Genomic DNA, 23,336 nt, shown 5'->3' on the forward strand with positions numbered 1-23,336 from the left:
TTCGTGGCAATCCAGCAACTCCGGGGCGATTTCGATCACTTCGTCCGTGCCAAGACGTGAAATCACGGTATTGTCACGGGTAGCCAGCGCCCCCTCGATTAGCGAATTCTTGATAGTCGGGTGACAGCATGGTTGGCTACGATTGATCGGCTATGATCGCGGAGAATCGAGTGACCGTGATTCGCACGGGATCTAACGCGTAGGGTCTTTTTTGGTACGGAATTTGCTCTATTTGAACTTCATACGGCATGCGTGCCGGAATGGAGCGATCGAGCGGAGCGGGATCGAACCGCGGACGGAGACATGAATGAGTAAGGTCGGCACGAGCGACTCCAAGAACACACTGTATTGCTCGTTCTGCGGCAAGAGCCAGCACGAAGTCCGCAAACTGATCGCGGGTCCCACGGTCTTCATCTGCGACGAGTGCGTTGAGCTCTGCATGGACATCATCCGCGAGGAAAACAAATCCTCGCTCGTGAAGTCGCGCGACGGCATTCCGACGCCGAAGGAAATCTGCAAGGTCCTGGACGATTACGTCATCGGCCAGAGCCATGCGAAGAAGGTCCTGTCGGTCGCGGTGCACAATCACTACAAGCGCCTCAACCACCAGACCAAGCACAACGACGTTGAGCTCGCGAAGTCGAACATCCTGCTGATCGGTCCGACCGGTTCGGGCAAGACGCTGCTCGCGCAGACGCTCGCCCGCATCCTGGACGTGCCGTTCACGATGGCCGATGCCACGACGCTGACCGAAGCCGGCTATGTCGGCGAGGACGTCGAGAACATCATCCTGAAGCTGCTCCAGGCCGCCGACTACAATGTCGAGCGCGCCCAGCGCGGCATCGTCTACATCGACGAAATCGACAAGATCAGCCGCAAGTCCGACAATCCCTCGATCACGCGCGACGTGTCGGGTGAGGGCGTGCAGCAGGCGCTGCTGAAGATCATGGAAGGCACGGTGGCTTCGGTCCCGCCGCAGGGCGGCCGCAAGCATCCGCAGCAGGAGTTCCTGCAGGTGGATACCACCAACATCCTGTTCATCTGCGGCGGTGCGTTCGCCGGCCTCGAGAAGATCATCTCGGCGCGCGGGCGGTCGACCTCGATCGGCTTCGCCGCCCAGGTGCTCGCGCCGGAGGATCGCCGTACCGGCGAGATCTTCCGCCACGTCGAGCCTGAGGACCTCCTGAAGTACGGTCTCATCCCCGAATTCGTCGGCCGTCTGCCGGTCGTGGCGACGCTCGAGGATCTGGACGAGACTTCGCTGAAGAAGATCCTCACCGAGCCGAAGAACGCGCTGGTGAAACAGTACCAGCGGCTGTTCGAGATGGAGAACATCGAGCTGACCTTCGCCGACGAGGCGCTTGGCGCGGTCGCCCGCAAGGCGATCGAGCGCAAGACCGGCGCGCGTGGTCTGCGTTCGATCCTCGAGGCGATCCTGCTCGAGACCATGTTCGACCTGCCGGGCCTGGAAGGTGTGGAAGAAGTCGTGATTTCGCGCGAAGTCGTGGAAGGTACGGCCCGTCCGCTCTACATCTACGCCGATCGGTCCGATCGCGCCGTCGAGAACGCCAGCGCCTGATTTGCGGCGCTGGAACGCTCCAATCGTCTTTGATAGTAGCGGCTGCGGAATGGTTCTCCGCAGCCGATGTTGCGTCGCTTATACGCGTGCGTAAGCGCCTGATGGCGCGCGTCTTTCAATGACTTGACACCCCCCCGGTCGATAGCCACCTAATGTCGACGGCGAGCGAAAATTCTCTTCAAGATTCGCCTCAGTTCCGATCCGGCAAGCCCGGTCCAACCTTAGAATGGTAGGCCGGTTTTGTGGATCACCTCGGCACCTTGTGGCGGTTGCGCATGAGCATGGCGGGCTGCGTGCAAGGGGGTAAAGCAAAAGGAAAAGGCCATGACTAATCCAAAACCCCGGCCAACCATCGTCCATGGCGAAACGCACGCCTATCCCGTGCTGCCGCTGCGCGACATCGTCGTCTTCCCGCACATGATCGTTCCGCTCTTCGTCGGTCGCGAGAAGTCGATCCGCGCGCTCGAAGAGGTGATGAAGAACGACGCGCTGATCATGCTCGCGACGCAGAAGAACGCGTCCGACGATGATCCGGCGCCCGATGCCATTTACGAGACCGGTACGCTCGCCAGCGTGCTTCAGCTCTTGAAGCTTCCCGACGGCACCGTGAAGGTGCTGGTCGAAGGGCTCGAGCGTGCGCGCGTGCAGAAATACACCGATCGCAGCGAGTACTACGAAGCGACCGCGATTGCGCTCGCCGACACCGATGCGAAGTCGGTCGAGGCGGAGGCACTGTCGCGCTCGGTCGTGTCCGATTTCGAGAGCTATGTGAAGCTCAACAAGAAGATCTCGGCCGAGGTCGTCGGGGTCGTGCAGGCGATCACCGATTTCGCCAAGCTCGCCGACACCGTTGCCTCGCATCTCGCCGTCAAGATTGCGGATCGCCAGCAAATCCTGGAGACGCTGTCGGTCACCACGCGCCTCGAGAAGGTGCTGGGCCTGATGGAGAGCGAGATCTCGGTGCTGCAGGTCGAGAAGCGCATCCGCTCGCGCGTCAAGCGCCAGATGGAGAAGACCCAGCGCGAGTATTATCTCAACGAGCAGATGAAGGCGATCCAGAAGGAGCTCGGCGACGACGACGGTCGCGACGAACTCGCCGATCTCGAAGAGAAGATCTCCAAGACCAAGCTCTCCAAGGAAGCGCGCGAGAAGGCGCAGCATGAATTGAAGAAGCTGCGCCAGATGTCGCCGATGTCCGCGGAAGCGACCGTCGTGCGCAACTATCTGGATTGGCTGCTGTCGATCCCGTGGAACAAGAAGTCCAAGGTGAAGAAGGATCTGGAATCGGCGCAGGCGGTTCTGGATGCCGATCACTACGGGCTGGAGAAGGTCAAGGACCGTATCGTCGAGTATCTCGCGGTGCAGTCGCGCGCCAACAAGCTGACGGGCCCGATCCTCTGCCTCGTCGGACCGCCCGGCGTCGGCAAGACCTCGCTCGGCAAGTCGATCGCGAAGGCGACCGGACGTGAGTTCGTGCGCGTCTCGCTCGGCGGCGTGCGCGATGAGGCCGAGATCCGCGGTCACCGCCGCACCTATATCGGCTCGATGCCCGGCAAGATCATCCAGTCGATGCGGAAGGCGAAGTCGTCCAATCCGCTGTTCCTGCTGGACGAGATCGACAAGATGGGCGCCGATTTCCGCGGCGATCCGTCTTCGGCGCTGCTCGAGGTCCTGGACCCCGAGCAGAACGGGACCTTCAACGACCACTACCTCGAGGTCGACTACGATCTGTCCAACGTGATGTTCATCACGACCGCGAATACGCTCAATATTCCGGGGCCGCTGATGGACCGCATGGAGATCATCCGGATCGCGGGCTACACCGAGAACGAGAAGGTCGAGATCGCACGCAAGCATCTGATCCCGAACGCGGTGTCCAAGCACGGCCTGGACTCCAAGGAGTTCTCGATCGACGACGACGCGCTGCTGCTGTTGATCCGCCGCTACACCCGCGAAGCGGGCGTGCGTAATCTGGAGCGTGAGCTCTCCACACTCGCCCGCAAGGCGGTGAAGGAGCTGATGATCTCCAAGAAGAAGTCGGTCAAGGTCACCGAGAAGACTCTGGAAGAGTTGCTCGGCGTGCCGAAGTACCGCTTCGGCGAGATCGAGAGCGAGCCGCAGGTCGGTATCGTCACGGGCCTTGCCTGGACCGATGTCGGCGGCGAGCTGTTGACCATCGAAGGCGTCATGATGCCCGGCAAGGGCAAGATGACGGTCACGGGCAATCTGCGCGACGTGATGAAGGAATCGATCTCGGCGGCGGCGTCCTACGTGCGCTCGCGTGCGATCGTCTACGGCATCGAGCCGCCGCTGTTCGACCGGCGCGACATCCACGTGCACGTGCCGGAAGGCGCGACGCCGAAGGACGGTCCGTCGGCGGGCGTGGCGATGGCCACCGCGATCATCTCGGTCATGACCGGCATTCCGGTCCGCCACGATGTCGCGATGACCGGCGAGATCACGCTGCGCGGCCGTGTGTTGCCGATCGGCGGCCTGAAGGAGAAGCTGCTGGCCGCTGCCCGCGGCGGCATCAAGACGGTGCTGATCCCCGAGGATAACGCCAAGGATCTCACGGAGATTTCCGATGCGATCAAGGGCGGCATGGAGATCATCCCGGTGTCACGTCTGGACGACGTCGTCGCCAAGGCCTTGGTGAAGAAGCCGGTGCCGATCGTCTGGGAAGAGGACACCAAGGTGACGGTGAAGCCGGACGGGGACGAGGCCGCCGGCGGACTGACCGCTCACTAAGGTTCAGCGAAAGATGATAAAACGGCGCCTTCGGGCGCCGTTTTTGTTTTGGGGGCAGGGATCAGGGCGATGCAGATCGACGGGCAGTGCCATTGCGGGCAGATCACCTTCGAGGCCGAGATCGATCCCGAGACGGTGTCGGTCTGCCATTGCCGGGATTGTCAGACCCTGACGGGATCGCCGTTCCGGGTGACCGCGATCTGTAGCAACGCCGACGTCATGCTGACCAGCGGCACGCCAAAAGTCTACGGCAAGCGCGGCGACAACGGCCGGATGCGCTTCCAGCACTTCTGCGCCGACTGCGGTTCCCCGCTGTTCACCAGCGGCGAGGGCGACCAGGCTGACGATTGGGGTATCCGCTGGGGCTCAATCCGGCAGCGCGACAAATTGCGGCCCGTCAGGCAGATCTGGTGCCAGTCGGCGGCGGTGTGGATCGACGCGGTGCCGTTGCTGCCGGGGAGGCCGGGGGATTAGGCTGGCTTGCCAAGCCGAAGCTCGCCGCAAAAAGCCCGCCTTCGCCCGTTGGGATTCGGCGTGGCAGCCTGCGTCGCTGCGCGAGCGCGGGCTGGTGGGCGGTCACGGATTCGAACCGCGGACCCTCTCGGTGTAAACGAGATGCTCTAACCAGCTGAGCTAACCGCCCCAAGGCGCCTCTTTAGCCCTCCCGCGGGTGTTCGAGCAAGGCCCGAACGCATCGCAAACAGGGCTCGAGCAAGACCGCCTTTGTGATGATTGTCACAGGCGTCCGCCCGCGAGTCGGCCAATGTCCCCCGCAATTCACGATGGAGGGGTGGCCAATGTGTGCTCTGCTGGACCTCATCTACCGACATTGTTGCCGAGCGTGTTTGAGCGAAGCGCGACGCATGAGCCGCCGCGGCTCGATCATTCCAATTTGGTAGTTCCGGCTGACGGCGCGCCGATTTGGCCGCAGGCGGCTGTCCTGCCTCGTTGCGCCTGGCATCGGACGCCCACGAGCCGCCCTCCAAGGGTCCAAAATTGCCCTTTTTCGGTCATCTTTTTGATCGCCATCCGAACCAACGTGACGGCTCCCTGTGGCAGCGTGGAGTATCGCCGTGATGAGTGATCTTCGCATCAAGCTGGAAAGGTACGAGTCGAAAGCCGCCCACTGCATGAAAGCGGCTCAAGAAGCTCCTGATGAGGCCGGTCGGGCCTTCTACGAGGAGCTTGCCAACTATTACGACGAGCTGGCAGCCGACTTTCGCCGCGTCCTCGCCAAGCGAACCGGAGTTTCGCTCGCGGCCGAATGATCCGGCGTAGCGCAGGTCGGCAGTTGAAGACCTCGGCGGTCCGTCAACCTCTGACGCCGTGTCGTGCGGCGTGAACGCAAGAACGTCTCGCTGACAGGTTGACCGAACAGGCCGCCTCAGTCGACGGCGTCCTTGCTTTTCGGCATCGGGGTCTTTCGACCAAGCTGCCGGAGGGGATCCATGGAACAGCCAAGCGGACACGCAGAGAATGCCGACCAGATCGCCTATTGGAACGGTCCGAGCGGGCAGCGCTGGGCCGATCGGCACGCGGCCCAGGAAAGCTTGCTCGGCCCCATCGCCGCCGTGCTGATCGATCGCGCCAAGCCGAAGCCGGGCGAGCGCGTTCTCGATGTCGGCTGCGGCTCCGGCGCGACGACGTTCGCGTTCGCGAAGGCTGTCGCGCCCGATGGCTTCGCGCTCGGCCTCGACGTCTCCGACCCGATGCTGGCGCAGGCGCGCGCGTTTGCGCCAAAAGGCCTGCCGCTCGATTTCGTGCTGGCGGATGCGACGGTCCATCCGTTCGAGCCGGCGAGCTTTGACCTGTTGGCATCGCGCTTCGGCGTGATGTTCTTCGCCGATCCCATTGCGTCCTTCACCAACCTCCGCCGCGCGCTGAAGCCGACCGGACGGCTCGCCTTCGCCTGCTGGCGCGAGCCAAAGGAAAATCCGTGGATGATGGCGCCGCTGATGGCGGTCTACAAACATGTCCCGAAGATGCCGCCGGTCGGGCCGGAAGAGCCGGGCCCGTTCGCCTTCGCCTCGGAGGAGCGCGTGATGCGCATCCTGAAAGGCGCGGGCTTCGTGGACGTGGCGATGGAGCCGCACAATCTCGCGATGGATGTCGCCATCGGCGGCGGGCTCGATGCCGCCGTGGACGGCGCGCTCCAGATCGGCCCGGCCAGCCGCGCGCTCCAGGGCCATCCGCCGGAGACCTATGCCGCCGCAAAAGCCTCGATCCGCGAGATGCTCGCGCCGTTCCTCAAAGGACAGAGCGTGGCGCTCCAGGGCGCAATCTGGATCGTGACGGCGAAGGCGGCGTAGGCGCCGCTCTCTCTCGACGTCGTCATTGCGAGGAGCGAAGCGACGATGTGGAGGCGTTGTGCCCATTACACCACATCATCCGGCGCGAGCGCGCAGCCATTGTCGGGATGCGTCTCGATCTGGAGCGTGGTGTGGCCGATGCGGAAGGACGCCCTCAGCATCTGCGCCGTCTCCATCAGGAATGCATCGCCGGCTCCGGTGGGCATGACGAGATGGCAGGTCAGTGCCGTCTCGGTGGTCGAGATCGGCCAGACGTGGAGGTCGTGGATTCCCGAGACGCCGGGCCGCTCCAGCAGAAAGATCTTGATCGCGGCGATGTCGGTGCCCCTGGGCGCCGCAGCCATCGACATGTCGATGGAGCCGCGCAGCAGGCTGGTGGTGCTCCACAGGATGGTGGCGCAGATGACGAGGCTGGTGACGGGATCGAGCCAGAGCCAGCCGGTCCAGATGATCAGCGCCGCCGAGACCACGACGCCGAGCGAGACCGCGGCGTCGGCCGCCATGTGCAGATAGGCGCCTTCGATGTTGATGTCGTCCTTGCGTCCGCGCGCGAACAGCATGGCGGTAAAACCGTTGATGAGGATGCCGATGCCGGCGACCACCATCACGGTGACGCCCGCGACCGGCTCCGGCTCGCGCAGCCGCAAGATCGCTTCCCAGCCGATCGCGCCGGTCGCGACCAGCAGGAACACCGCGTTCGCGAGCGCCGCCAGGATGGTGGAGGCGCGAAAGCCGTAGGTGAAGCGGCCGCTCGGCGCGCGCCGTGCCGCGATCGATGCGCACCAGGCCACGACCAGGCCGAGCACGTCGCTGAGATTGTGGCCGGCGTCGGCGAGCAGGGCGGTGGAGTTGCCGATATAGCCGTAGATCGCCTCGGCCACGACCAGCGCGGTGTTGAGCGAAATGCCGATCGCGAATGCCGTGCCGAAATCGGCGGGCGCATGGACATGCGCGTGGCCAGGACCATGGTTATGTCCGTGGTCATGCGCGTGGCCGGCATGATCATGGTGGTGATGACCGTGATGGTCGTGGCTGCCCAAATCTAGCGCTCCCCGGACGCCGCCAAATCAGGCGCCATTGTAGGCGTTTCGGCAGCCGCGTCACGCCGGAACAGCGCATAGAGCGCCGGCAGCACCAGCAACGTCAGCACGGTCGAGGAGATGATGCCGCCGATCACCACGGTCGCCAGCGGACGCTGCACCTCGGCGCCGGCGCCGGTGGCGAGCGCCATCGGCACGAAGCCGAGGGAGGCGACCAGCGCGGTCATCAGCACTGGGCGCAGCCGCGTCAGCGCACCTTCGCGTACCGCGTCGGCCACGGGGCGCCCCTCGCTGCGCAGCCGCTCGATGAAGGCGATGATGACGAGGCCGTTGAGAACGGCCACGCCCGACAATGCGATGAAGCCGACACCGGCGCTGATCGACAGCGGGATGTCGCGCAGCAGAAGCGCCGCGACGCCGCCCGTCAACGCCAGCGGCACGCCGGAGAACACCAGAGCCGCATCCGCCGCCGATCCCATGCCCATAAACAGCAGCAGGAACACCAGCAGCAGCGCCACCGGTACCACGATCATCAGCCGCTTGGTCGCCGAGACCAGCTGCTCGAACTGGCCGCCCCAGCCGATCCAATAGCCCGGCGGCAGCTTGACCTTCTCGGCGACGGCGGCTTCCGCCTCGCTCACGAAGGAGCCGAGGTCGCGCGCGCGGACATTGGCGGTGACGACGATGCGCCGCTTGCCGTTCTCGCGGCTGATCTGGTTCGGACCGGGCGTCGCATCGACAGTTGCGACCGACGACAGCGGAACATAGCGCATCTGGGCAAGGGGAGAGGCGGTCAGCGCTGTTCGAACGGCGGTGCCGCTTGCTGCTTCCTCGCTCGGCGGCAGCGGGATCGGGATGGCCCGGATCGCGTCGAGATTGCCGCGCAGATGTTCCGGCAGGCGCACGACGATATCGAAACGGCGGTCGCCCTCGAACAGCTTGCCTGCCGATTTGCCACCGACCGCGATCTCGACGATGCCCTGCACCTCACCGATGCTGAGCCCGTATCGGGCGAGCGCCTGGCGGTCGAGCCGGACGGTGAGGATCGGCAGGCCCGAGACCTGCTCGATCTTGACGTCGCTGGCGCCGCGGATGCTGCGGATTGCGGCCTCGACCTGCTTTGCCGCGCCCTGGAGGATGTCGAGGTCGTCGCCGAAGACCTTGATGCCGACGTCGCTACGCACGCCGGAGATCAGCTCGTTGACACGGAACTGGATCGGCTGGGAGATTTCATAGGCGCTGCCGGGAATGTCGTCGGCAGCGTGGTCGATAGCCTCGATCACCTCCGATTTCGGCTTGTCCGGATCTGGCCATTCCGCGCGCGGCTTCAGCATGATGTAGCCGTCTGTCTGCGCCGGCGACATCGGGTCGGTCGCGATTTCGGCGGTGCCGATGCGGGTGAAGAATTCCTTCACCTCGGGAATCTCCTTGATGCGCTTTTCCAGCGCCTTTTGCAGATCCAGCGACTGCGTGAGGCTGGTGCCGGGAATCCGGATCGAGGCCAGCGCGACGTCGCCTTCGTCCAGGCTCGGGATGAACTCGCCGCCCATGCGTGCGGCGGCAATGCCGCTTGCGACCACGATGATGGCGGCCATGACGGTGACCGCGACCCGATTGTCGATCGCGAGGCGGAGCAGGGGGAGATAAATGCGCTTCGCCACCCGCATGAACAGGTTTTCGTGTTCGGACACCTTGCCGGTGACGAAGATGGCAACCGCCGCCGGCACGAAGGTGATGGAGAACAGCACCGCGGCGCCGAGTGCCATCAGCACGGTCAGCGCCATCGGCGTGAACATCTTGCCCTCGACGCCGGTCAGCGTCAGCACGGGCAGGTAGACAACGGCAATGATCAGCGTTCCGAACAAGCTCGGCTTGATGACCTCGCGCGACCCGCGCAGGATCGCGCGCAGCCGTTCGGGAGTGGAGAGCAGGCCGCCTTTCTGGCGTTGCGCCTCGGCCAGCATGCGCAGGCAGTTCTCGACGATGATCACGGCGCCGTCGACGATGATGCCGAAATCGATCGCACCCAGGCTCATCAGGTTCGCGCTGACTTTTGTTTCGACCATGCCGGTGATCGTCATGGCCATGGAGAGCGGAATGACGCAGGCCACCACGAGCGCGGCGCGGATGTTTCCGAGGATCAGAAACAGCACGGCCACGACCAGGGCCGCACCTTCCAGGAGGTTGTTTTCGACCGTGCGGATGGTGGCCTCGACCAGATGGGTGCGGTCGTAGACGGTCCGGGTCACGACGCCGTCGGGCAGCGATTTGGCGATCTCGTCGAGACGGGCTGCGACGCGGCGCGCCACGCTGCGGCTGTTCTCGCCGATCAGCAGCATGGCGGTGCCGAGCACGGTTTCCTCGCCGTCGCGCGTCGCCGCTCCCGTGCGGAGGTCTCGGCCTTCCTTGACGGTGGCGACATCCCTGATCCTGACGGGATTGCCGCCCCGCGAGCCGATCACGATGTCCTGGATCTCGCTGATGTTGCCGACCTGGCCCGGGGAGCGCACGAGATACTGCTCGCCGTTGCGTTCGATATAGCCGGCGCCGACATTGGCGTTGTTGGCGGCGAGCGCCGTCATGACGTCGCGAAAGCCGAGCCGGTAGGCCATCAGCTTGCCGGGGTCCGGCAGCACGTGGAACTGCCGCTCGAAGCCGCCGATGGTGTTGACCTCGATCACCCCCGGCACGTTGCGAAGCTGCGGCCGGATGATCCAGTCCTGCACGGTGCGCAGATCGGTCAGCGAATAGTCGTGACCGCCTTGCGTCTTCGCGCCCGCTTTTGCCTCGACGGTGTACATGAAGATTTCGCCCAAGCCGGTCGAGACCGGGCCCATCGCGACCTCGACGCCCGCCGGAAGCTGGTCCTTCACCTGCTGGATGCGCTCGCCCACGAGTTGGCGGGCAAAATAGATGTCGGTGCCGTCCTTGAACACGACCGTCACCTGGCTCAGGCCGTAGCGCGACAGCGAGCGGGTGTAATCGAGCTTCGGCAGGCCGCCCATCGCGGTCTCGACGGGGAAGGTGATGCGCTGCTCGGTTTCGAGTGGCGAGTAGCCGGGCGCGCGGGTGTTGATCTGGACCTGGACGTTGGTGATATCGGGGACGGCGTCGATCGGCAGGCGCTGGAAATTCCACGCTCCGAAAGCGACGGCGCCGAGCGCGAGCAGGAGGACCAGCCAGCGCTGCTGAAGCGAGACGGCGATGAGACGCTCAATCATGTTCCGCCTCGCCCTTGCCCATCTCCGCCTTCACGACAAAACTGTTCTCCGCGACGTAGTGCTCGCCGGCCGAAAGACCCGCCTTGATCTCGACATGGCGCGGATCGGAATCTCCGAGTTCCACGGGACGCGCCTCGATCTTGTCGCCGTCCTCGCGGACGAACACGATGGTTCTGTTCTCCAGCGTCTGGATCGCGCTTCGGCGTACGGCGACCGCGACGTTGCGCGCGGCGAGGATCAGCCGCGCCGTGACGAACAGGCCGGGACGCAGGCGCCCGTCTGGATTTGCGAGCACCACGCGGGCGAGCGCGGTCTGGGTCTCGCTGCTGCCGATCGGCGCCATGTAGGAGATCGTGCCCTTGATCTCGCCGCGGCCGTCGTCGGGATCGATCAGCACCTCGTCATTGAGACGAACGCGCCGGAGGTCCTGCCGGTAGATCGACAGGTCGACCCAGATCGTCGAGAGGTCGGCGACCACAAAGGCCGGCTTCTGCTCGGAGGCGTATTCGCCGAGCGAGATCTGCCGCTCGATGATGGTGCCGGCGATCGGCGCCTTCAGCTCGTAGACGGTGAGGCTCTGGTTGCTCTCGATCGCGGCGAGCAGATCGTCCTTGCCGACCCTGTCGCCGATGCGCTTCTGGATCGATTTGGCGATCCCCGGAAAGCGCGGCGTCACCTGCACGACGGCTTCCTGGTTGGCGCGCAAGATGCCGTTGAAGGACAGCGTATCGGTCAGCGTCGCACTCCCGGCCTCCGCCAGCGTGACACCGGCGGCCGCCAGCTTGACGTCGGAGATGCGGATGCGGTCGGCGCCGTGCTCGTCCTGCTCGACATGGTCGTTCGGCTTCTCCGGCTTCTTGTCCGCGGCATGCTCGGTGTGCGTGACCCCGGCAGGGGCGAGCAGGGAATAGCCGTAAGCGCCGAGTGCTGCGGCAAGGATGGCAATGACGATGGTGGAGGATGTTTTCATCGCGCGCTCTCCCGGGCCAGCGCAAAGGGATTGCCGACGAGGCCTTCGATGGTCGCAACGCCGGCATGGAAGTTCTGCAGCGCCTCCTGCTCGCGCAGCCGCGCCTGGGTGACGCTCGCCTGGGCGTCGAGCACTTCGAGCAGGGAGAAGCGGCCCTGGCCGTAGCCCTGCGCGATCGCCTCCGAGGCTTCTGTGGCTTTCGGAATCGCGGTCTCGCGCAGCACCGCGAGCTCGCGCAGCGAGCCCTGGAGCGAGTCGTAGGCGCGGCCGGCGACCACGATCAGCGTGTTGCGGTTGGCCTCGCGCTCGGCCCTGGTCTTGGCGAGGCTTTCCTGCGCCGAGAGGATGTTGCCCTGGTTCTGGTCGAACACGGGAATCGGCACCGAGACGGTGAGGCGCACCGCGTCGTCATTGGTCTCGTTGAAATGGCGCCATCCCGCCGCGATCCGCACGTCGGGATAGGGCCTTAAGCGCGCCATCAACAGCTCGGCGTTGCGCTGGGCATAGACCGCGGTCCAGCGCACCAGCTGCGGATTGGCGTCGATGGCGGCCACGACCGACTGGAACGTCGGCGTCTTTCCCGTGGTATCGAGCCGGCCGGAGACCTCGCCGAACTTTGCCGCGGGATCCCCCATCAGCACCGCAAGCTCGCGCCTGGCGCTCGCCAGCGTTGCCTTGAAGCGTTCGCGGTCGGCCTTCACCAGGGCGGACGCGACCTCGGCGCGGCCGGTCTCTGCCGGCGAGGAGGCGCCGGCCTCGACGCGGCGGCGCAGCAGCGGCGTCAGCCGGTCGATCGCGGCGATCTGCTCGTCGAGGATCTGGATGCGCCGCTGCGCGCCGAGCACGCTGAGGAAGGCGATCGCAGTCTCCGACAACACCTCCAGCCTGACCGCCTTGCGCTGGATCGCGGCCACCTCGATGCCGGCGGCGCCCGCGGCGATCCGCGCATCACGCTTGCCGAACAGCTCGAAGGCCTGGCTGATCTGGAGCGTGGTCTCGGCCGATCTCGTGCCGCGATAGATGCCCGATCCGAACGAATTGTCCTGTTCATAGGACAGTTCCGGATTGAGCAGCGCGCCGGCCTGGATGCGCTGCCCCGTGGCGATGCCGACGTCGCGCTCTGCCGCGGTGAGCCGCGGGCTCGCGGCCAGCGCGCGCGACAGCGCGCTCCGCATCGTCAGCGTCTGGGCGTGGGCGTGCTGCGTCAGCCAGGGGCTGACGAAAATCGCCATCGCGCACGCCAGGCGCGCGGCAGTCCGTCTGCAAGACATGAAGGTGACCTGTGAACAATCGTATCGTGGGCGCGCAGGCGCCCGGCTGATCAGTTCAGGTCAGGTGTTTGGGGGGCGGAGAGTCGGTGTCGGGCGCAATGCCGAGCAGCGCAGGCTCACGCTGCGGGATCGGTGCGGCAACGATGTCGGCGGCGGATCCAGGCTGCAGCGGCTGCGCGACGGCGACCGAGAAGCAGCCGTGGCAGTGATGGCCGCCGAAGGCCTTGTGATCGCCATGGCCCGCAGAACCGTCTTCGACAATCGAGGCGATCTCCGAGCCGCCGGAGGGGCTGGTGACATCGATGTCGTGCGCGCCATGGAGCGCGCCGGACAGCAGATAGGTGATTGCGAGACACGCAGCCAACAGCCCGCGCCAGTTGCGCAGGCGAAACAATCTGATCGGGCGGCGGATCGCAGTCACGAAGTCACTCTGGTTACGTCCGGGTTCGTAGCATGGCGACCGGAACAGTGTCGACCCGCAATAATGTTACGTGTGCGGAACTGAACGTCGCACCCGCATGTGTCCACGCGATTGCAAGCAGCGACGTCCGTTCATCGCCATCGTTGCGGTCCCATGGTAAGATAGAAACAACGAGAGGGAGCTCGGAATGCCCGAAGAGTCTTGCTGCTCGCACGATGCGTGCTGCGGGGAAGCCGCCAAAGCCCGTGTGGAGGAAGTCGCCGCGTCAGGCTGCGCCGACTGCTGCTCGGCGGGCGTTCCGGTCTTCGACGGGCTCGATCCGCGATACAAGCGCGTGCTGTGGACCGTCATCGCCATCAACGCGGCGATGTTCGTGAGTGAAATGGCGGCGGGCCATTTGGCCGGCTCCCAGGCTCTCAAGGCCGACGCTCTCGACTTCCTCGCCGACACGGTCACCTACGGCCTGAGCCTTTCGGTGATCGGCGCGAGCATCAAGACGCGTGCCACCGCCGCGTTGTTCAAGGGGTTGTCGCTCAGTGCCATGGCCGCCTGGGTGTTCGGGTCAACGCTCTATCAGACCCTGGTCCTGGGGCTCCCGCGTGCGGAGCTGATGGGAGCGATGAGCCTGGCCGCGCTGGCAGCGAACCTGACCTCGGTTCTCTTGCTTGCGCGCTACAAGGACGGCGACGCCAATGTGCGGTCGGTATGGCTCTGCTCGCGCAATGACGCGATCGGCAACGTCATCGTGATGGTCGCTGCCATCGGTGTATTTGGAACCGCGACGGCATGGCCCGATCTGGCTGTCGCCGCGGTAATGGCTGGAATCTTCCTGACCTCGTCGCTGCAAATCTTGCGGCAAGCATGGGCAGAGTATCGCGGTGGGCAAGCTGCCGTGACTGCCTGAGGGTGGCCTTTGCGCGCGATCCAAACGCGGAAAGGCCCCAGCCCGGGGCTGACCGGCTGAGGCCTTATGTGCTCACATTCTCATCCTTGGGACTTGAGACGCTAACGCGCCCCGTACTGGATCGTTCCGCAGGGCTCGGAATTATTTTGCCCTGCTGCCGGGGGTAGCAGCGTTCCTACGCCTTCTCCTCCCAGATCATCGCGAGATGCACGATCGTCTGCACCGCCTTTTCCATGTCCTGCCGGCTGACCCATTCGAGCCGCGAATGAAACGCGTGCTCGCCGGCGAAGATGTTGGGGCAGGGCAGGCCCATGAAGGACAGGCGCGAGCCGTCGGTGCCGCCGCGGATCGCGGTGCGCATCGGGCGCAGGCCGGCACGGCGGATCGCCTCGATCGCGTATTCGAGGATGTGCGGGTGACGGTCGATCACCTGCTTCATGTTGCGGTACTGCTCCCTGACCTCGAACTTGTAGGTCGAGCGCGGATAGTCCTTCATCACGTCCTTGACGATGTTCTCGAGCAGGACTTCCTTCTCCTTCAGCCCTTCCTCGGTGAAGTCGCGCACGATGAAGGAGAGCGTCGCCTGCTCCAGCGCACCGTCGATGCCGATCGGATGCAGGAAGCCCTGCTTGCCTGACGTCGTCTCGGGCGAGCAGCCTTCCTTTGGCAGCCGCTCGATGATGGCGGCTGCGATCTTGATCGCGTGCTCCATCTTGCCTTTGGCGTAGCCTGGATGGGCGCTGACGCCGTTGATGGTGATGGTGGCGCCGTCGGCCGAGAAGGTCTCGTCCTCGACGCTGCCGGCGCTCTCGCCGTCCATGGTGTAGCCGAAATCGGCGCCGAGCTTCTTCAGGTCGACATTGTCGACGCCGCGGCCGATCTCCTCGTCCGGCGTGAACAGGATCTTGACGGTGCCGTGCTTCACATCGGGGTTGTTGATGAAGAAATGCGCGGCATCCATGATCTCGGCGACGCCGGCCTTGTTGTCGGCGCCCAAGAGCGTGGTGCCGTCGGTGGTGATGATGTCGTTGCCGATCTGGTTCTTCAGCGCGGGATGTTCAGTGAAGCGGATCACCTGGCTGGTATCGCCCGGCAGGGTGATATCGCCGCCGCGATAGTCCTTCACCAGCTGCGGCTTGACGTCCTTGCCGGTCACGTCGGGCGAGGTGTCCATGTGCGAGCAGAAGCAGATCACCGGCACCTTCTTGTCGGTGTTGGCCGGGATCGTTCCGTAGACGTAGCCGAAGTCGTCGAGATGCGCGTCGGCGACGCCCATGGCCTTCAGCTCGGCGGCGAGCACGCGGCCGAGATCTTTCTGTTTCTCGGTCGAGGGCGAGGCCGGGGATTCCGGATCGGACTGGGTGTCGATGGTGACGTAGCGCAGGAAGCGTTCGGTCACGGTGTGCGAAAAGGAGAGGGAGGACATTTCTGGTCAAACCGCCGGATCTTGGGGAAGCAAGGCTTGGGGGAAGCAGGCGGTATATCAGAAAAGCGGGCCGTGATGCGGCCAGAACGAAGCGGATCAGGCTTAACGAAACGTAGCTGCTAGATCGCTTCCTTGAGCTCCTTGACCGGGCGGAAGGCCACCTTCTTGCTGGCCTTGATGTGGATCGCCTCGCCGGTGGTGGGGTTGCGGCCGGTGCGGGCGGCGCGCTTGCGGACCTGGAGGATGCCGAGCCCGACGATGCGGACGCGGTCGCCCTTCTTGAGGTGCTTGGCGATCAGATCGACCATATCGGTCAGGACGGCCTCGGCGTGCTTCTTCGAAAGGTCCTGGCTCTCCGCGATGTCAGCGGCGAGGTGCTTGAGCGTGATGGTGGCGGGAGCGGCTGCCTTCTTCGCCGAATCCTTCTTGGCCGAATCCTTCTTAGCCATGTCTGGCCTCCTCAATGACAGGGAAGCCCCGGAAAAGCCGGTCAAGCGTGGGGATCCCTCCAAGTCCTGGAAGGCCTAGACGATTCGGGCGCGGGCTGACTATGCCACGAGTTCCCGGCAGACGCCGGCAGTGCCGCGAAAGGCATCGAGAAGTTCGGGCTAAGACTATGAAGGGATTGCCAAAATGGCGCGAGAGACGGGGCTCGAACCCGCGACCTCCGGCGTGACAGGCCGGCGTAATGGCCCCCGATTTCAATCAGAGTTTCAACTTTCCGGGAACCGAAACGAGCCCGAAACAGGGCGAAGTTGAAACCCTCCTAATAGCCGGGCCCTGGTCGTCTTTGACGGGTCTAATCGCACCCAAACACAACCGCACAACCAAATAAATCCCTTTTAAGTTGTGCACAGAACAAAAGAAGGCCGCCTCGATTGGCGGGCCGCCAGCCAACCCTCATTTTTGATGGTGCCACCCCCCACTTTCCCTGAAAATTCGTATTTGGGTTTATGGGCACCAAAACCACCAATCTTAAGAACGCACGCGGGTTGACCGGCGTCGAGGAGGCGACCTATCTCCTACGATTTTTCTTCGGCCAGCCCTTTAGTGCTTTGGCCCTGCCAACCCTACTGGATCTTTATGGATCCTAAGCGAGGAGGAGCGCGGGATGGTTACGCGGGACGGAAGTTACGTCGATGACCTCTACTATGCCGGCGGAGATTCAGTGACCGTAAAGGTTTTGGTCGGTCGTGACGACGCCGAGTGGCGAACTGCGCATCTTTCCGAGATGCCGCGCGAGTGGCTGTCAGAAGTGAAGGCAGCCGTTGATGGGGCGCTTGCTAAGGCCTCCTAGCTCCAAAAATCATAGGACGAACAGTGAAGATAATGAATATGCGCCCATGTTCGGGCGGGAGGCGCTTTGCCTCCATCGACGTTGAGATTGCGCCCGGAGTTCGGGCAATGGATGTTTCCGTCATGCGCAAGCCTGATGGATCGCTGCGCGTTTTCGGTCGCTCGCAGACCTTTGACCGCAGTGTTGCCGATAGCCTGGCGCACACCGCGGTCGCGGTCGGAGGGTGCCAGCATGAGCGACGCTAAGCAGCGCACCGCAAAACCGGGCGACTTGCTTTCGCAGTGGTGGACCTTAGGCGCGATTGCCGCTGATAGACGCACCGCCGGCCGGCACATGAAGGCTGGTTGGGTAATCATCAACTCATACTGGCAGAAGCACGGCAACGGCCGCGCAAGCTTGTCGTACATCCAGAAAGCCACGGGCCTCGACCGCAAGGCCGCCGTCAAAGCTTGTCGCGAGCTGGTCGCGTGGGGGCATGTCACGCGCGTGAAGTATCCCGGCACGCGCCCCTCCGAGTACGTGCCTCGGTGGGTGACAACGGCTAGTGGTGTGCAAACGGCCACCACAAAGACCGATGCTCCCAGTGGTGGCGAAATGACCACCACCCTAGTGGTCGAATCGACACCACTAGAAGGCGCTAGTGGTGTGCAAATGACCACTGAATCCTACCTACGTAGTCCGGCTTACAAGCCGGACCTACAGATAGATAGAGATGACCCCGCCGCGCCTACGGCGCCGCCGCTTGCGAATGGCCTTGCGGCCACCGCTGCGGGCGGGACGGCGGTGGAAGAGCGCGCACGCTCCCACGCCGACGATATCCAAGCCGCCCAAGCCAAGCCAACCTTTGAGCTCTGCTACCGCACCTATGATTACGCCAAGGGTAAAAAGGAAGCGCGTGCGGCATGGGATGCGCTCCCGGCCGAGGTGGATCGCGCTGCCGTGATTAAGGCCGCTGCGGCATGGCAGGCCTCATGGGAGGCRCAAGGCAAGCCTGACGCGCCGCGCAAGCACCTTGCCACATGGTTGCGTGAGGAGCGGTACGATGAGGATGCGCCGCGCGGTTTCCAGAAGGTGGAGCGTGGTAAGGCAAAGCCGAAGGCTACCAAGCCCGCGAGCGAAATCCGAAGATACGCAATCATTGCGCGTGTCGAAGAAGRCAGCCCATTCAAAAGCTACTTTGAGACATTCACGTTCCGGGCCTTGGATGGCGGGCATGAATTTTCGCGGCGGCTTCATGTCATGCAGGCGGATGCGGAGTACGCTGAAGGTGCGGACGCGGCCGAATATCGCGAGCTTTGTCGTGCCACGTTTGGCGAAGAACATGGCATTTTAAATCCTGTCGGGGAATGGATTGGCCGCATAATCGGCATCAGCGAAGAGGCGGGCGAGTCAGTGCTTTGGCACTTGCCCGACGAAAACGAGCCACCGGACGAACCCGAGCCGACCTCACCACCGCGCCGACTAACGGTCGAGGAGGCCGAACGGGAGGCGTATGAAGCTTGGCTCGCTGAGAACGATTTGTAGGGCCATTTTTTTCCATCCCGCCATCGTGTGCAGCCGGCAATCGGCCACACCAAGACCGCTGAAGCGATAAAAAACGAAACCCTTCAAGGGTGCACAACACGTGTATAAACCAGCAAACGACAACGGCCCCATTCAGGTCGCCGACTTCACCGACCTTGCAGCCGCCGTGCATGGCTAGAATCCGCACCGGCTACCCCCGCAACCCACCGCGCTCAGTCGCCCTCTTTGCGGGACAGTCGGATGGCGGAAAAGTTGCTGCGGAAGCGCAGGGCTATGACAAGGCGGGGGTAGGGGCCATCTCGATCTCTCCCACCGTGGGCCTCAACTTCCGGTCGCACACAATCGCGCGCTAGGCCGCAGATTTTCAATTATTTTTCCGGGCCGCGGAGACGGCGAACCGCACATCACGTTGAGATGAACGCAGCAAACGACAACGGCCCAATTCAAGCCAGCGATTTCCCAGCCACCCCCGAGTGTGGGCGCGCCAATTGAATACGTTGGTCGTGTTTCCGAAGTTCGACGCCTGCCGTCAATGGAGCCACTTGGCTGACCGGGGAGGGGTGCCAGATGGTTCTAAGTCAATCCGCTATCGGACGCCGGCCGCCCCCACTTTCACGCGCATCTGCAATTCAGAATATGACCCCCTAAGGCCGCCCGGCCGATCAATCTAAGGGAGAAATCAATGCCGATTTTTTCAGCCGTTGCGACTGCGGCTCTTGCCGCTCCGGCATCACGAGYACTTTCTGCGGCGAAGCGGGGTCGTGGAAGTTGACGAAGATCTGAGGATGACGAAGGAAAAGACTAATGACTGCGATCTCCGCTGTTAAGTCTTCGAACTCTGTCCACATCTTCTCAGACGCGGCCTGGCACGACCCGACGTCCGGCAAATTTTGTGGGATAGGAACCAAAGTCCACAGTTTTCCTGAGCACAACGCTGTGTTTGCGGTCACGGGCATGTCGACGGCACCGCAGCTGCTCTCGGCGCTTCTGATGGAGAATCAGTTCGCCGACTATCGTTCGCTCTGCGATGCAATGTGGGATCTGATCAAGACATGTTCCACTCGGGGCAAGGCAGTCGGTCTTAGCATGACCGGCCGGTGCGACGTCGTGCTGGCGGGTTGGTGCGACGATGTCGGCTCGTCAATCTTTGTCACACAGTGCTTCTTTGACCATGACATTTTCAAAGGAGCCGCCGCAGAGCGCTACGTCAGGCCCAGCATCGACGACTCCTCGCTGATGCAATTTTCTGGCGATGGGTTAGCCTTGGGGGCAATGAGCGGAGAAAGGCGGTCAAGGGTACGGCGACGCACCGCGCTCGCGCGGGCTTTGCCCTTGACGGCTGAAGGGGCGGCAGCCCCTTTACGCGCGAGGGATCGTCACCGCGTGGCCGGGGACGAAGACCCGGGCGCGGGACTGCTAAGGAACGCGCTAGAGCCCGGTCGCCCGCGCAGCAGGAGGACGCGCCCGAAACGGAACCGTGCGCCTTTGCGGAAAGTTGGGATACCACCAGACTAAAAGCGGGGAGACCACATGAAGCGAATTACAAAATGGCGGGCGGCGGCGAAGCGTGAGCTGATCGCGCCTCGCGGCGACAAGCGATATGTTCGCCGCGATGCGAAAGGCCGTATCAAGGAAAGCGATGATGTGAGCCGGTCGCTTTCTCAGGATCGCCGCAAGACGGCGAAGAAAAAAGTGAAAGCGGGGCAGGGTGACCGGGGCGACCGCAAGCCCGTCAACTCCAAGGCACGGAAACAATCGAGTGCCCGCAAGTAACGCAACCTTCGATCTCTTCGGAGGTGTCTTCCTTCCGGAAGGTATGAAGTATCGGCCGGAGTTTCTCTCTGCTAATGAAGAGCGTGCGCTTCTGGCTGATATTGAGACGCTTCCATTCAGGGAATTTGAATTCCGCGGGTTCACCGGCAAGCGCCGTACCGTTTCTTTTGGCTGGCGCTACGATTTCAATGGCGGTGGTCTCACCAGAACTGAGGACATGCCTGAATTCCTGACCCCGATCCGAGCCCGTGCCGAGGCATTCGCCGGCATTGTGCCCGGCAGCTTCCAACAGGTTCTCGTGACCGAGTACGCGCCCGGCGCCGGCATCGGCTGGCATAAAGATCGCTCCGTCTTTGGCGATGTTGCCGGCATTTCGCTGCTGTCTTCCTGTATCTTCAGGCTCCGCAGGCGAACGGCTAAGTCGTTCGAGAGGAACACCCTCGTTGCCGAGCCGCGCTCCGTCTACCTTTTCCGCAGTCCGTCGCGCACCGAATGGCAGCACAGCATTCCCGGTGTCGAAAGCCTGCGCTACTCGGTCACGTTTCGTAACGTGCTCGAAGAAGGTGAATCCTAGTGGCGCGCGTATCCACATTGCCGAAGCGGCTCCAGCCCATGCTCGCGACACTGACCGACGCGCCGTTCGACGATAAGGGCTGGATATTCGAGGACAAGTATGACGGCTTCCGGATGGTCGCAAAGATCGACAGCGGCAAGGTTACTCTCTATAGCCGCAACGGCAAGATCATCAGCCATAGCTATATCGAAGTCGCCCAGGCCCTCGAAGGTGTCAAAGGCGATGCCGTCATCGACGGAGAACTCGTAGCGATCGGCAAAGACGGCGTATCGCATTTTCAGCTCCACAGGCTCATCGGGTTCAGTCGCGACCGAAAGACTTCGGGCGTGAAATTTTTCGAGGAGGCCGAGCGCAAGGGTCTTGAAGGCATCATGGCAAAACGCGCCGACAGCAAGTACCTGTCAGGCGCGCGAACCGACGACTGGCTGAAGATCAAAACCTCGAAACGCCAGGAAGTGGTGATCGTGGGATTTACGGCGCCGCGGAGGACGAGACCGTTTTTCGGCGCACTTACACTTGCGCTGCGGGAAGGAGATGGCTGGCGTTATATCGGCCATGTCGGGACCGGCTTCAGCCACGAAACACTCGGAGAGCTGCACAAAAGGCTCATCAAGCTCAAAGCCGCCAAATCTCCTTTCGGCAAAAAGGTGAAGGACGAAGCGGTCACCACCTGGGTGAAGCCGCAACTCGTTGCCGAGGTAAAATTTACCGAGTGGACGAGCTCCGGCGAGATGCGGCACCCCGTTTATCTCGGCCTGAGAAAAGACAAGCAGGCAAAAGACGTCGTCATGGAGCGCGAGAAGCCGCGAGGATGACGCGGCATGTCAGCCCGGCTGAGCGGTGAGCATCCTTGTCTCGTTAATCCCATGAATAGGAACGAGCACCTTCGCGCATGATTGTCATCATCCACGAAGTGAAAGGACGTTCACATGGCAGACGAGCAGAATCCCAACAAGCAGCAGACCCCTGGACAGCAGAACCAGCAGGGCAATCAGGGCGGCCAGCAAGGTCAGAACCCGAATCAGAAGCCGGGCCAGCAAAACCAGGACCCGGGCCAAAACAAGCAAGGCGGCGAAAAGGGCGGCCAGCAGGGCGGCCAGAAGCCGTAAAGTAACAAAAGCCCGGCTTCGGCCGGGCTTTCCGTTTGTGTCGTGATTGCCTGACCTATTTACGGTTCTTGTCGAGCGTCTGCGCCATTTCGAGATGGTGCTTCAGTGCCGCCAGGGTTTTACCAGCCCAGTCCTTCAGCTTGGCATCGTCGCCGCCATTCGAGTAACGCTCGAACAGCGAGACCGCATCCTTATGAGCGCTCACCTGCATGGCGTCGTATTCCGACGCAAAATCCTCGGGTTTGGCCTCGCGCAGCTTTGTGATCTTCTTCTGCGACGCGTCATCGAGCGAAGCCGGGATCGCGGCTTTCAGGGTGTCGGGGACCATCGATTTGAGTTCGCTGCTCGTCTTGGTGTGGTCTTTCACCATCATTTCCGCAAACTGTTTCTCGTCCGCATTGCCCTTCTGCTGCGCGATCTTGCCCGCTTCGATCTCCGTCATGTCGCTCATGGCGGCTTCCTTGATGAAGTCTTCGGTCTTCGGCGCAATTCCAAGCGTGGAATTCACGCCGGTCTTCTCGCCGACCGACTGCGCAAAGGAGGGTGAGGCAAAGACTGCGAGCACGGCAAATGCAAGGGCTGCTTTTTTCATGAAAGTCGTCCTCTGGAGGATAATCGCGCGATCAACCTTCGTTCAGGATCAAAGTTCCTGGGCACAAAGGGACGAGCACGACCCCGGCCCGAGAGGAGGGAGACCGGGGCCGCTTGCCCGGGCAATGAGCATGCCGGACGTTCCGGCATACACTGGCAATGCCAAGGCAAGCTCTGCCGTTCCTAAACGTGGTTCGGCCCAACGTTCAAACAGGGGTATGCGCTGTGTGCACTTTTGGACCGAGACGTGCGGGCGATCATCATGGGGCCCGAACACTTCCGAGCACCGCCCGGCTGCCATGCGAAGCGTCCGCGCGCATGCGCGCTACCAGTGCCTGTCACGCCGACCAGCGATCCTGCTCTTCCCGGTGAGCCTGCTCGTTCAATCTCTCAGCGAGCTGATCCGCAAGTTCGTCCGTGTCGGCGGTCGCTATGGGCTCGCCTTTTTGCGTAGCTTTTGCTTGTCTGCTTCGATCGGAAAATCATCGGGAGTTAATGCGGGTTCTTTGCTCATGTCACCCTCATGCGGCTGGCACCTGCAGACGTGGAACGCTTGGTCTCAAGGCCAGTTGCAAGCGA

At 63.1% G+C, this 23,336-nt stretch carries 20 protein-coding genes and 1 tRNA gene; 11 read left to right on the forward strand and 10 right to left on the reverse strand.

Going from position 1 to position 23,336, the window contains the following annotated elements; all coding sequences use genetic code 11:
• Window positions 1-307 precede the first annotated feature (307 nt).
• The 3 genes from clpX to AC1DW2_RS30475 all read left to right on the forward strand — a co-directional run bounded on the left by clpX (window position 308) and on the right by AC1DW2_RS30475 (window position 4,801).
• Window positions 308-1,579 carry an ATP-dependent Clp protease ATP-binding subunit ClpX gene (gene clpX, locus AC1DW2_RS30465; RefSeq protein WP_014494834.1) on the forward strand — a complete coding sequence of 424 codons (1,272 nt, stop codon included), beginning with the start codon at window positions 308-310 and terminating at the stop codon, window positions 1,577-1,579.
• A gap of 324 nt (window positions 1,580-1,903) precedes the next feature.
• The gene (gene lon / locus AC1DW2_RS30470; RefSeq protein ID WP_028149034.1) at window positions 1,904-4,327 is read left to right on the forward strand and encodes an endopeptidase La; all 2,424 of its coding nucleotides are present in this window, start codon (window positions 1,904-1,906) and stop codon (window positions 4,325-4,327) included.
• 69 nt (window positions 4,328-4,396) lie between these two features.
• Complete coding sequence (locus AC1DW2_RS30475) at window positions 4,397-4,801, forward strand: GFA family protein (RefSeq protein WP_135215996.1); 405 nt, start codon at window positions 4,397-4,399, stop codon at window positions 4,799-4,801.
• A gap of 92 nt (window positions 4,802-4,893) precedes the next feature.
• Here the strand turns inward: AC1DW2_RS30475 and AC1DW2_RS30480 are convergent.
• Window positions 4,894-4,970, reverse strand: a tRNA-Val gene (locus AC1DW2_RS30480).
• A gap of 433 nt (window positions 4,971-5,403) precedes the next feature.
• Here AC1DW2_RS30480 and AC1DW2_RS30485 point away from each other — a divergent pair.
• Together AC1DW2_RS30485 and AC1DW2_RS30490 are read left to right on the forward strand one after the other, a co-directional pair.
• Complete coding sequence (locus AC1DW2_RS30485; RefSeq protein WP_014494837.1) at window positions 5,404-5,595, forward strand: hypothetical protein; 192 nt, start codon at window positions 5,404-5,406, stop codon at window positions 5,593-5,595.
• A gap of 180 nt (window positions 5,596-5,775) precedes the next feature.
• Window positions 5,776-6,636, forward strand: a complete 861-nt coding sequence (locus AC1DW2_RS30490) for a class I SAM-dependent methyltransferase (RefSeq protein WP_135215997.1) — start codon at window positions 5,776-5,778, stop codon at window positions 6,634-6,636.
• A 65-nt stretch (window positions 6,637-6,701) separates the two neighbouring features.
• Here AC1DW2_RS30490 and AC1DW2_RS30495 read toward each other — a convergent pair whose 3' ends face one another.
• From AC1DW2_RS30495 to AC1DW2_RS30515, 5 genes are read right to left on the reverse strand one after another with little or no spacing between them, the layout of a single operon-like run.
• Window positions 6,702-7,676: a cation diffusion facilitator family transporter gene (locus AC1DW2_RS30495; protein ID WP_439036705.1), complete on the reverse strand. Its 975-nt coding sequence runs from the start codon at window positions 7,674-7,676 to the stop codon at window positions 6,702-6,704.
• Between the two features lie 2 nt (window positions 7,677-7,678).
• Window positions 7,679-10,897, reverse strand: a complete 3,219-nt coding sequence (locus AC1DW2_RS30500) for an efflux RND transporter permease subunit (RefSeq protein ID WP_135215998.1) — start codon at window positions 10,895-10,897, stop codon at window positions 7,679-7,681.
• Window positions 10,890-11,867 (reverse strand): divalent metal ion exporter adaptor subunit IhpB, encoded by a 978-nt coding sequence (gene ihpB / locus AC1DW2_RS30505; RefSeq protein WP_135215999.1) that lies wholly within the window; start codon window positions 11,865-11,867, stop codon window positions 10,890-10,892. Before ihpB ends, AC1DW2_RS30500 begins: the two co-directional genes overlap by 8 nt.
• Complete coding sequence (gene ihpA, locus AC1DW2_RS30510) at window positions 11,864-13,138, reverse strand: divalent metal ion exporter subunit IhpA (RefSeq protein WP_135216000.1); 1,275 nt, start codon at window positions 13,136-13,138, stop codon at window positions 11,864-11,866. Before ihpA ends, ihpB begins: the two co-directional genes overlap by 4 nt.
• 55 nt (window positions 13,139-13,193) lie before the next feature.
• Complete coding sequence (locus AC1DW2_RS30515; RefSeq protein WP_135216001.1) at window positions 13,194-13,559, reverse strand: hypothetical protein; 366 nt, start codon at window positions 13,557-13,559, stop codon at window positions 13,194-13,196.
• Between the two features lie 187 nt (window positions 13,560-13,746).
• On the opposite strand from AC1DW2_RS30515, the gene AC1DW2_RS30520 reads away from it, so the two are divergent.
• On the forward strand, window positions 13,747-14,463 hold the full coding sequence (locus tag AC1DW2_RS30520; RefSeq protein WP_071913348.1) for a cation efflux transmembrane domain-containing protein: 717 nt from the start codon (window positions 13,747-13,749) through the stop codon (window positions 14,461-14,463).
• Window positions 14,464-14,638: 175 nt separating this feature from the next.
• Here the strand turns inward: AC1DW2_RS30520 and pepT are convergent, their stop codons facing one another.
• Both pepT and AC1DW2_RS30530 read right to left on the reverse strand, forming a co-directional pair.
• Complete coding sequence (pepT, locus tag AC1DW2_RS30525; protein WP_135216002.1) at window positions 14,639-15,889, reverse strand: peptidase T; 1,251 nt, start codon at window positions 15,887-15,889, stop codon at window positions 14,639-14,641.
• A 119-nt stretch (window positions 15,890-16,008) separates the two neighbouring features.
• The gene (locus AC1DW2_RS30530) at window positions 16,009-16,338 is read right to left on the reverse strand and encodes an HU family DNA-binding protein (protein WP_028155929.1); all 330 of its coding nucleotides are present in this window, start codon (window positions 16,336-16,338) and stop codon (window positions 16,009-16,011) included.
• Between the two features lie 1,079 nt (window positions 16,339-17,417).
• Here AC1DW2_RS30530 and AC1DW2_RS30535 point away from each other — a divergent pair.
• Window positions 17,418-18,710, forward strand: coding sequence for a hypothetical protein (locus tag AC1DW2_RS30535; RefSeq protein WP_477007828.1), 1,293 nt, complete (start codon window positions 17,418-17,420; stop codon window positions 18,708-18,710).
• A gap of 662 nt (window positions 18,711-19,372) precedes the next feature.
• Here the strand turns inward: AC1DW2_RS30535 and AC1DW2_RS30540 are convergent.
• Complete coding sequence (locus AC1DW2_RS30540; RefSeq protein ID WP_354269589.1) at window positions 19,373-19,666, reverse strand: hypothetical protein; 294 nt, start codon at window positions 19,664-19,666, stop codon at window positions 19,373-19,375.
• A gap of 574 nt (window positions 19,667-20,240) precedes the next feature.
• Here AC1DW2_RS30540 and AC1DW2_RS30545 point away from each other — a divergent pair.
• The 4 genes from AC1DW2_RS30545 to AC1DW2_RS30560 all read left to right on the forward strand — a co-directional run bounded on the left by AC1DW2_RS30545 (window position 20,241) and on the right by AC1DW2_RS30560 (window position 22,166).
• Entirely contained in the window at window positions 20,241-20,483 is a 243-nt protein-coding gene (locus AC1DW2_RS30545; RefSeq protein WP_477007829.1) for a hypothetical protein, read from the forward strand.
• On the forward strand, window positions 20,470-21,057 hold the full coding sequence (locus AC1DW2_RS30550) for an alpha-ketoglutarate-dependent dioxygenase AlkB (protein ID WP_477007830.1): 588 nt from the start codon (window positions 20,470-20,472) through the stop codon (window positions 21,055-21,057). Before AC1DW2_RS30545 ends, AC1DW2_RS30550 begins: the two co-directional genes overlap by 14 nt.
• Window positions 21,057-21,872: an ATP-dependent DNA ligase gene (locus AC1DW2_RS30555; RefSeq protein ID WP_477007831.1), complete on the forward strand. Its 816-nt coding sequence runs from the start codon at window positions 21,057-21,059 to the stop codon at window positions 21,870-21,872. Before AC1DW2_RS30550 ends, AC1DW2_RS30555 begins: the two co-directional genes overlap by 1 nt.
• 114 nt (window positions 21,873-21,986) lie before the next feature.
• On the forward strand, window positions 21,987-22,166 hold the full coding sequence (locus AC1DW2_RS30560; RefSeq protein WP_014494393.1) for a hypothetical protein: 180 nt from the start codon (window positions 21,987-21,989) through the stop codon (window positions 22,164-22,166).
• A gap of 55 nt (window positions 22,167-22,221) precedes the next feature.
• On the opposite strand, the gene AC1DW2_RS30565 is transcribed toward AC1DW2_RS30560, so the two are convergent.
• Entirely contained in the window at window positions 22,222-22,758 is a 537-nt protein-coding gene (locus AC1DW2_RS30565; RefSeq protein ID WP_477007832.1) for a DUF4142 domain-containing protein, read from the reverse strand.
• Between the last annotated feature and the right edge of the window lie 578 nt (window positions 22,759-23,336).

The organism is Bradyrhizobium sp. P3_C3 (assembly GCF_056402655.1).

Excerpts from the sequence above, each read along its gene's own strand:
- pepT (WP_135216002.1), bottom strand. The coding sequence starts at position 15,889 with ATGTCCTCCCTCTCCTTTTCGCACACCGTGACCGAACGCTTCCTGCGC.
- AC1DW2_RS30500 (WP_135215998.1), bottom strand. The coding sequence starts at position 10,897 with ATGATTGAGCGTCTCATCGCCGTCTCGCTTCAGCAGCGCTGGCTGGTC.
- AC1DW2_RS30560 (WP_014494393.1), top strand. The coding sequence starts at position 21,987 with ATGGCAGACGAGCAGAATCCCAACAAGCAGCAGACCCCTGGACAGCAG.
- ihpA (WP_135216000.1), bottom strand. The coding sequence starts at position 13,138 with ATGTCTTGCAGACGGACTGCCGCGCGCCTGGCGTGCGCGATGGCGATT.
- AC1DW2_RS30485 (WP_014494837.1), top strand. The coding sequence starts at position 5,404 with ATGAGTGATCTTCGCATCAAGCTGGAAAGGTACGAGTCGAAAGCCGCC.
- AC1DW2_RS30565 (WP_477007832.1), bottom strand. The coding sequence starts at position 22,758 with ATGAAAAAAGCAGCCCTTGCATTTGCCGTGCTCGCAGTCTTTGCCTCA.
- lon (WP_028149034.1), top strand. The coding sequence starts at position 1,904 with ATGACTAATCCAAAACCCCGGCCAACCATCGTCCATGGCGAAACGCAC.
- AC1DW2_RS30520 (WP_071913348.1), top strand. The coding sequence starts at position 13,747 with ATGCCCGAAGAGTCTTGCTGCTCGCACGATGCGTGCTGCGGGGAAGCC.
- clpX (WP_014494834.1), top strand. The coding sequence starts at position 308 with ATGAGTAAGGTCGGCACGAGCGACTCCAAGAACACACTGTATTGCTCG.
- ihpB (WP_135215999.1), bottom strand. The coding sequence starts at position 11,867 with ATGAAAACATCCTCCACCATCGTCATTGCCATCCTTGCCGCAGCACTC.
- AC1DW2_RS30490 (WP_135215997.1), top strand. The coding sequence starts at position 5,776 with ATGGAACAGCCAAGCGGACACGCAGAGAATGCCGACCAGATCGCCTAT.
- AC1DW2_RS30475 (WP_135215996.1), top strand. The coding sequence starts at position 4,397 with ATGCAGATCGACGGGCAGTGCCATTGCGGGCAGATCACCTTCGAGGCC.
- AC1DW2_RS30545 (WP_477007829.1), top strand. The coding sequence starts at position 20,241 with ATGAAGCGAATTACAAAATGGCGGGCGGCGGCGAAGCGTGAGCTGATC.
- AC1DW2_RS30530 (WP_028155929.1), bottom strand. The coding sequence starts at position 16,338 with ATGGCTAAGAAGGATTCGGCCAAGAAGGATTCGGCGAAGAAGGCAGCC.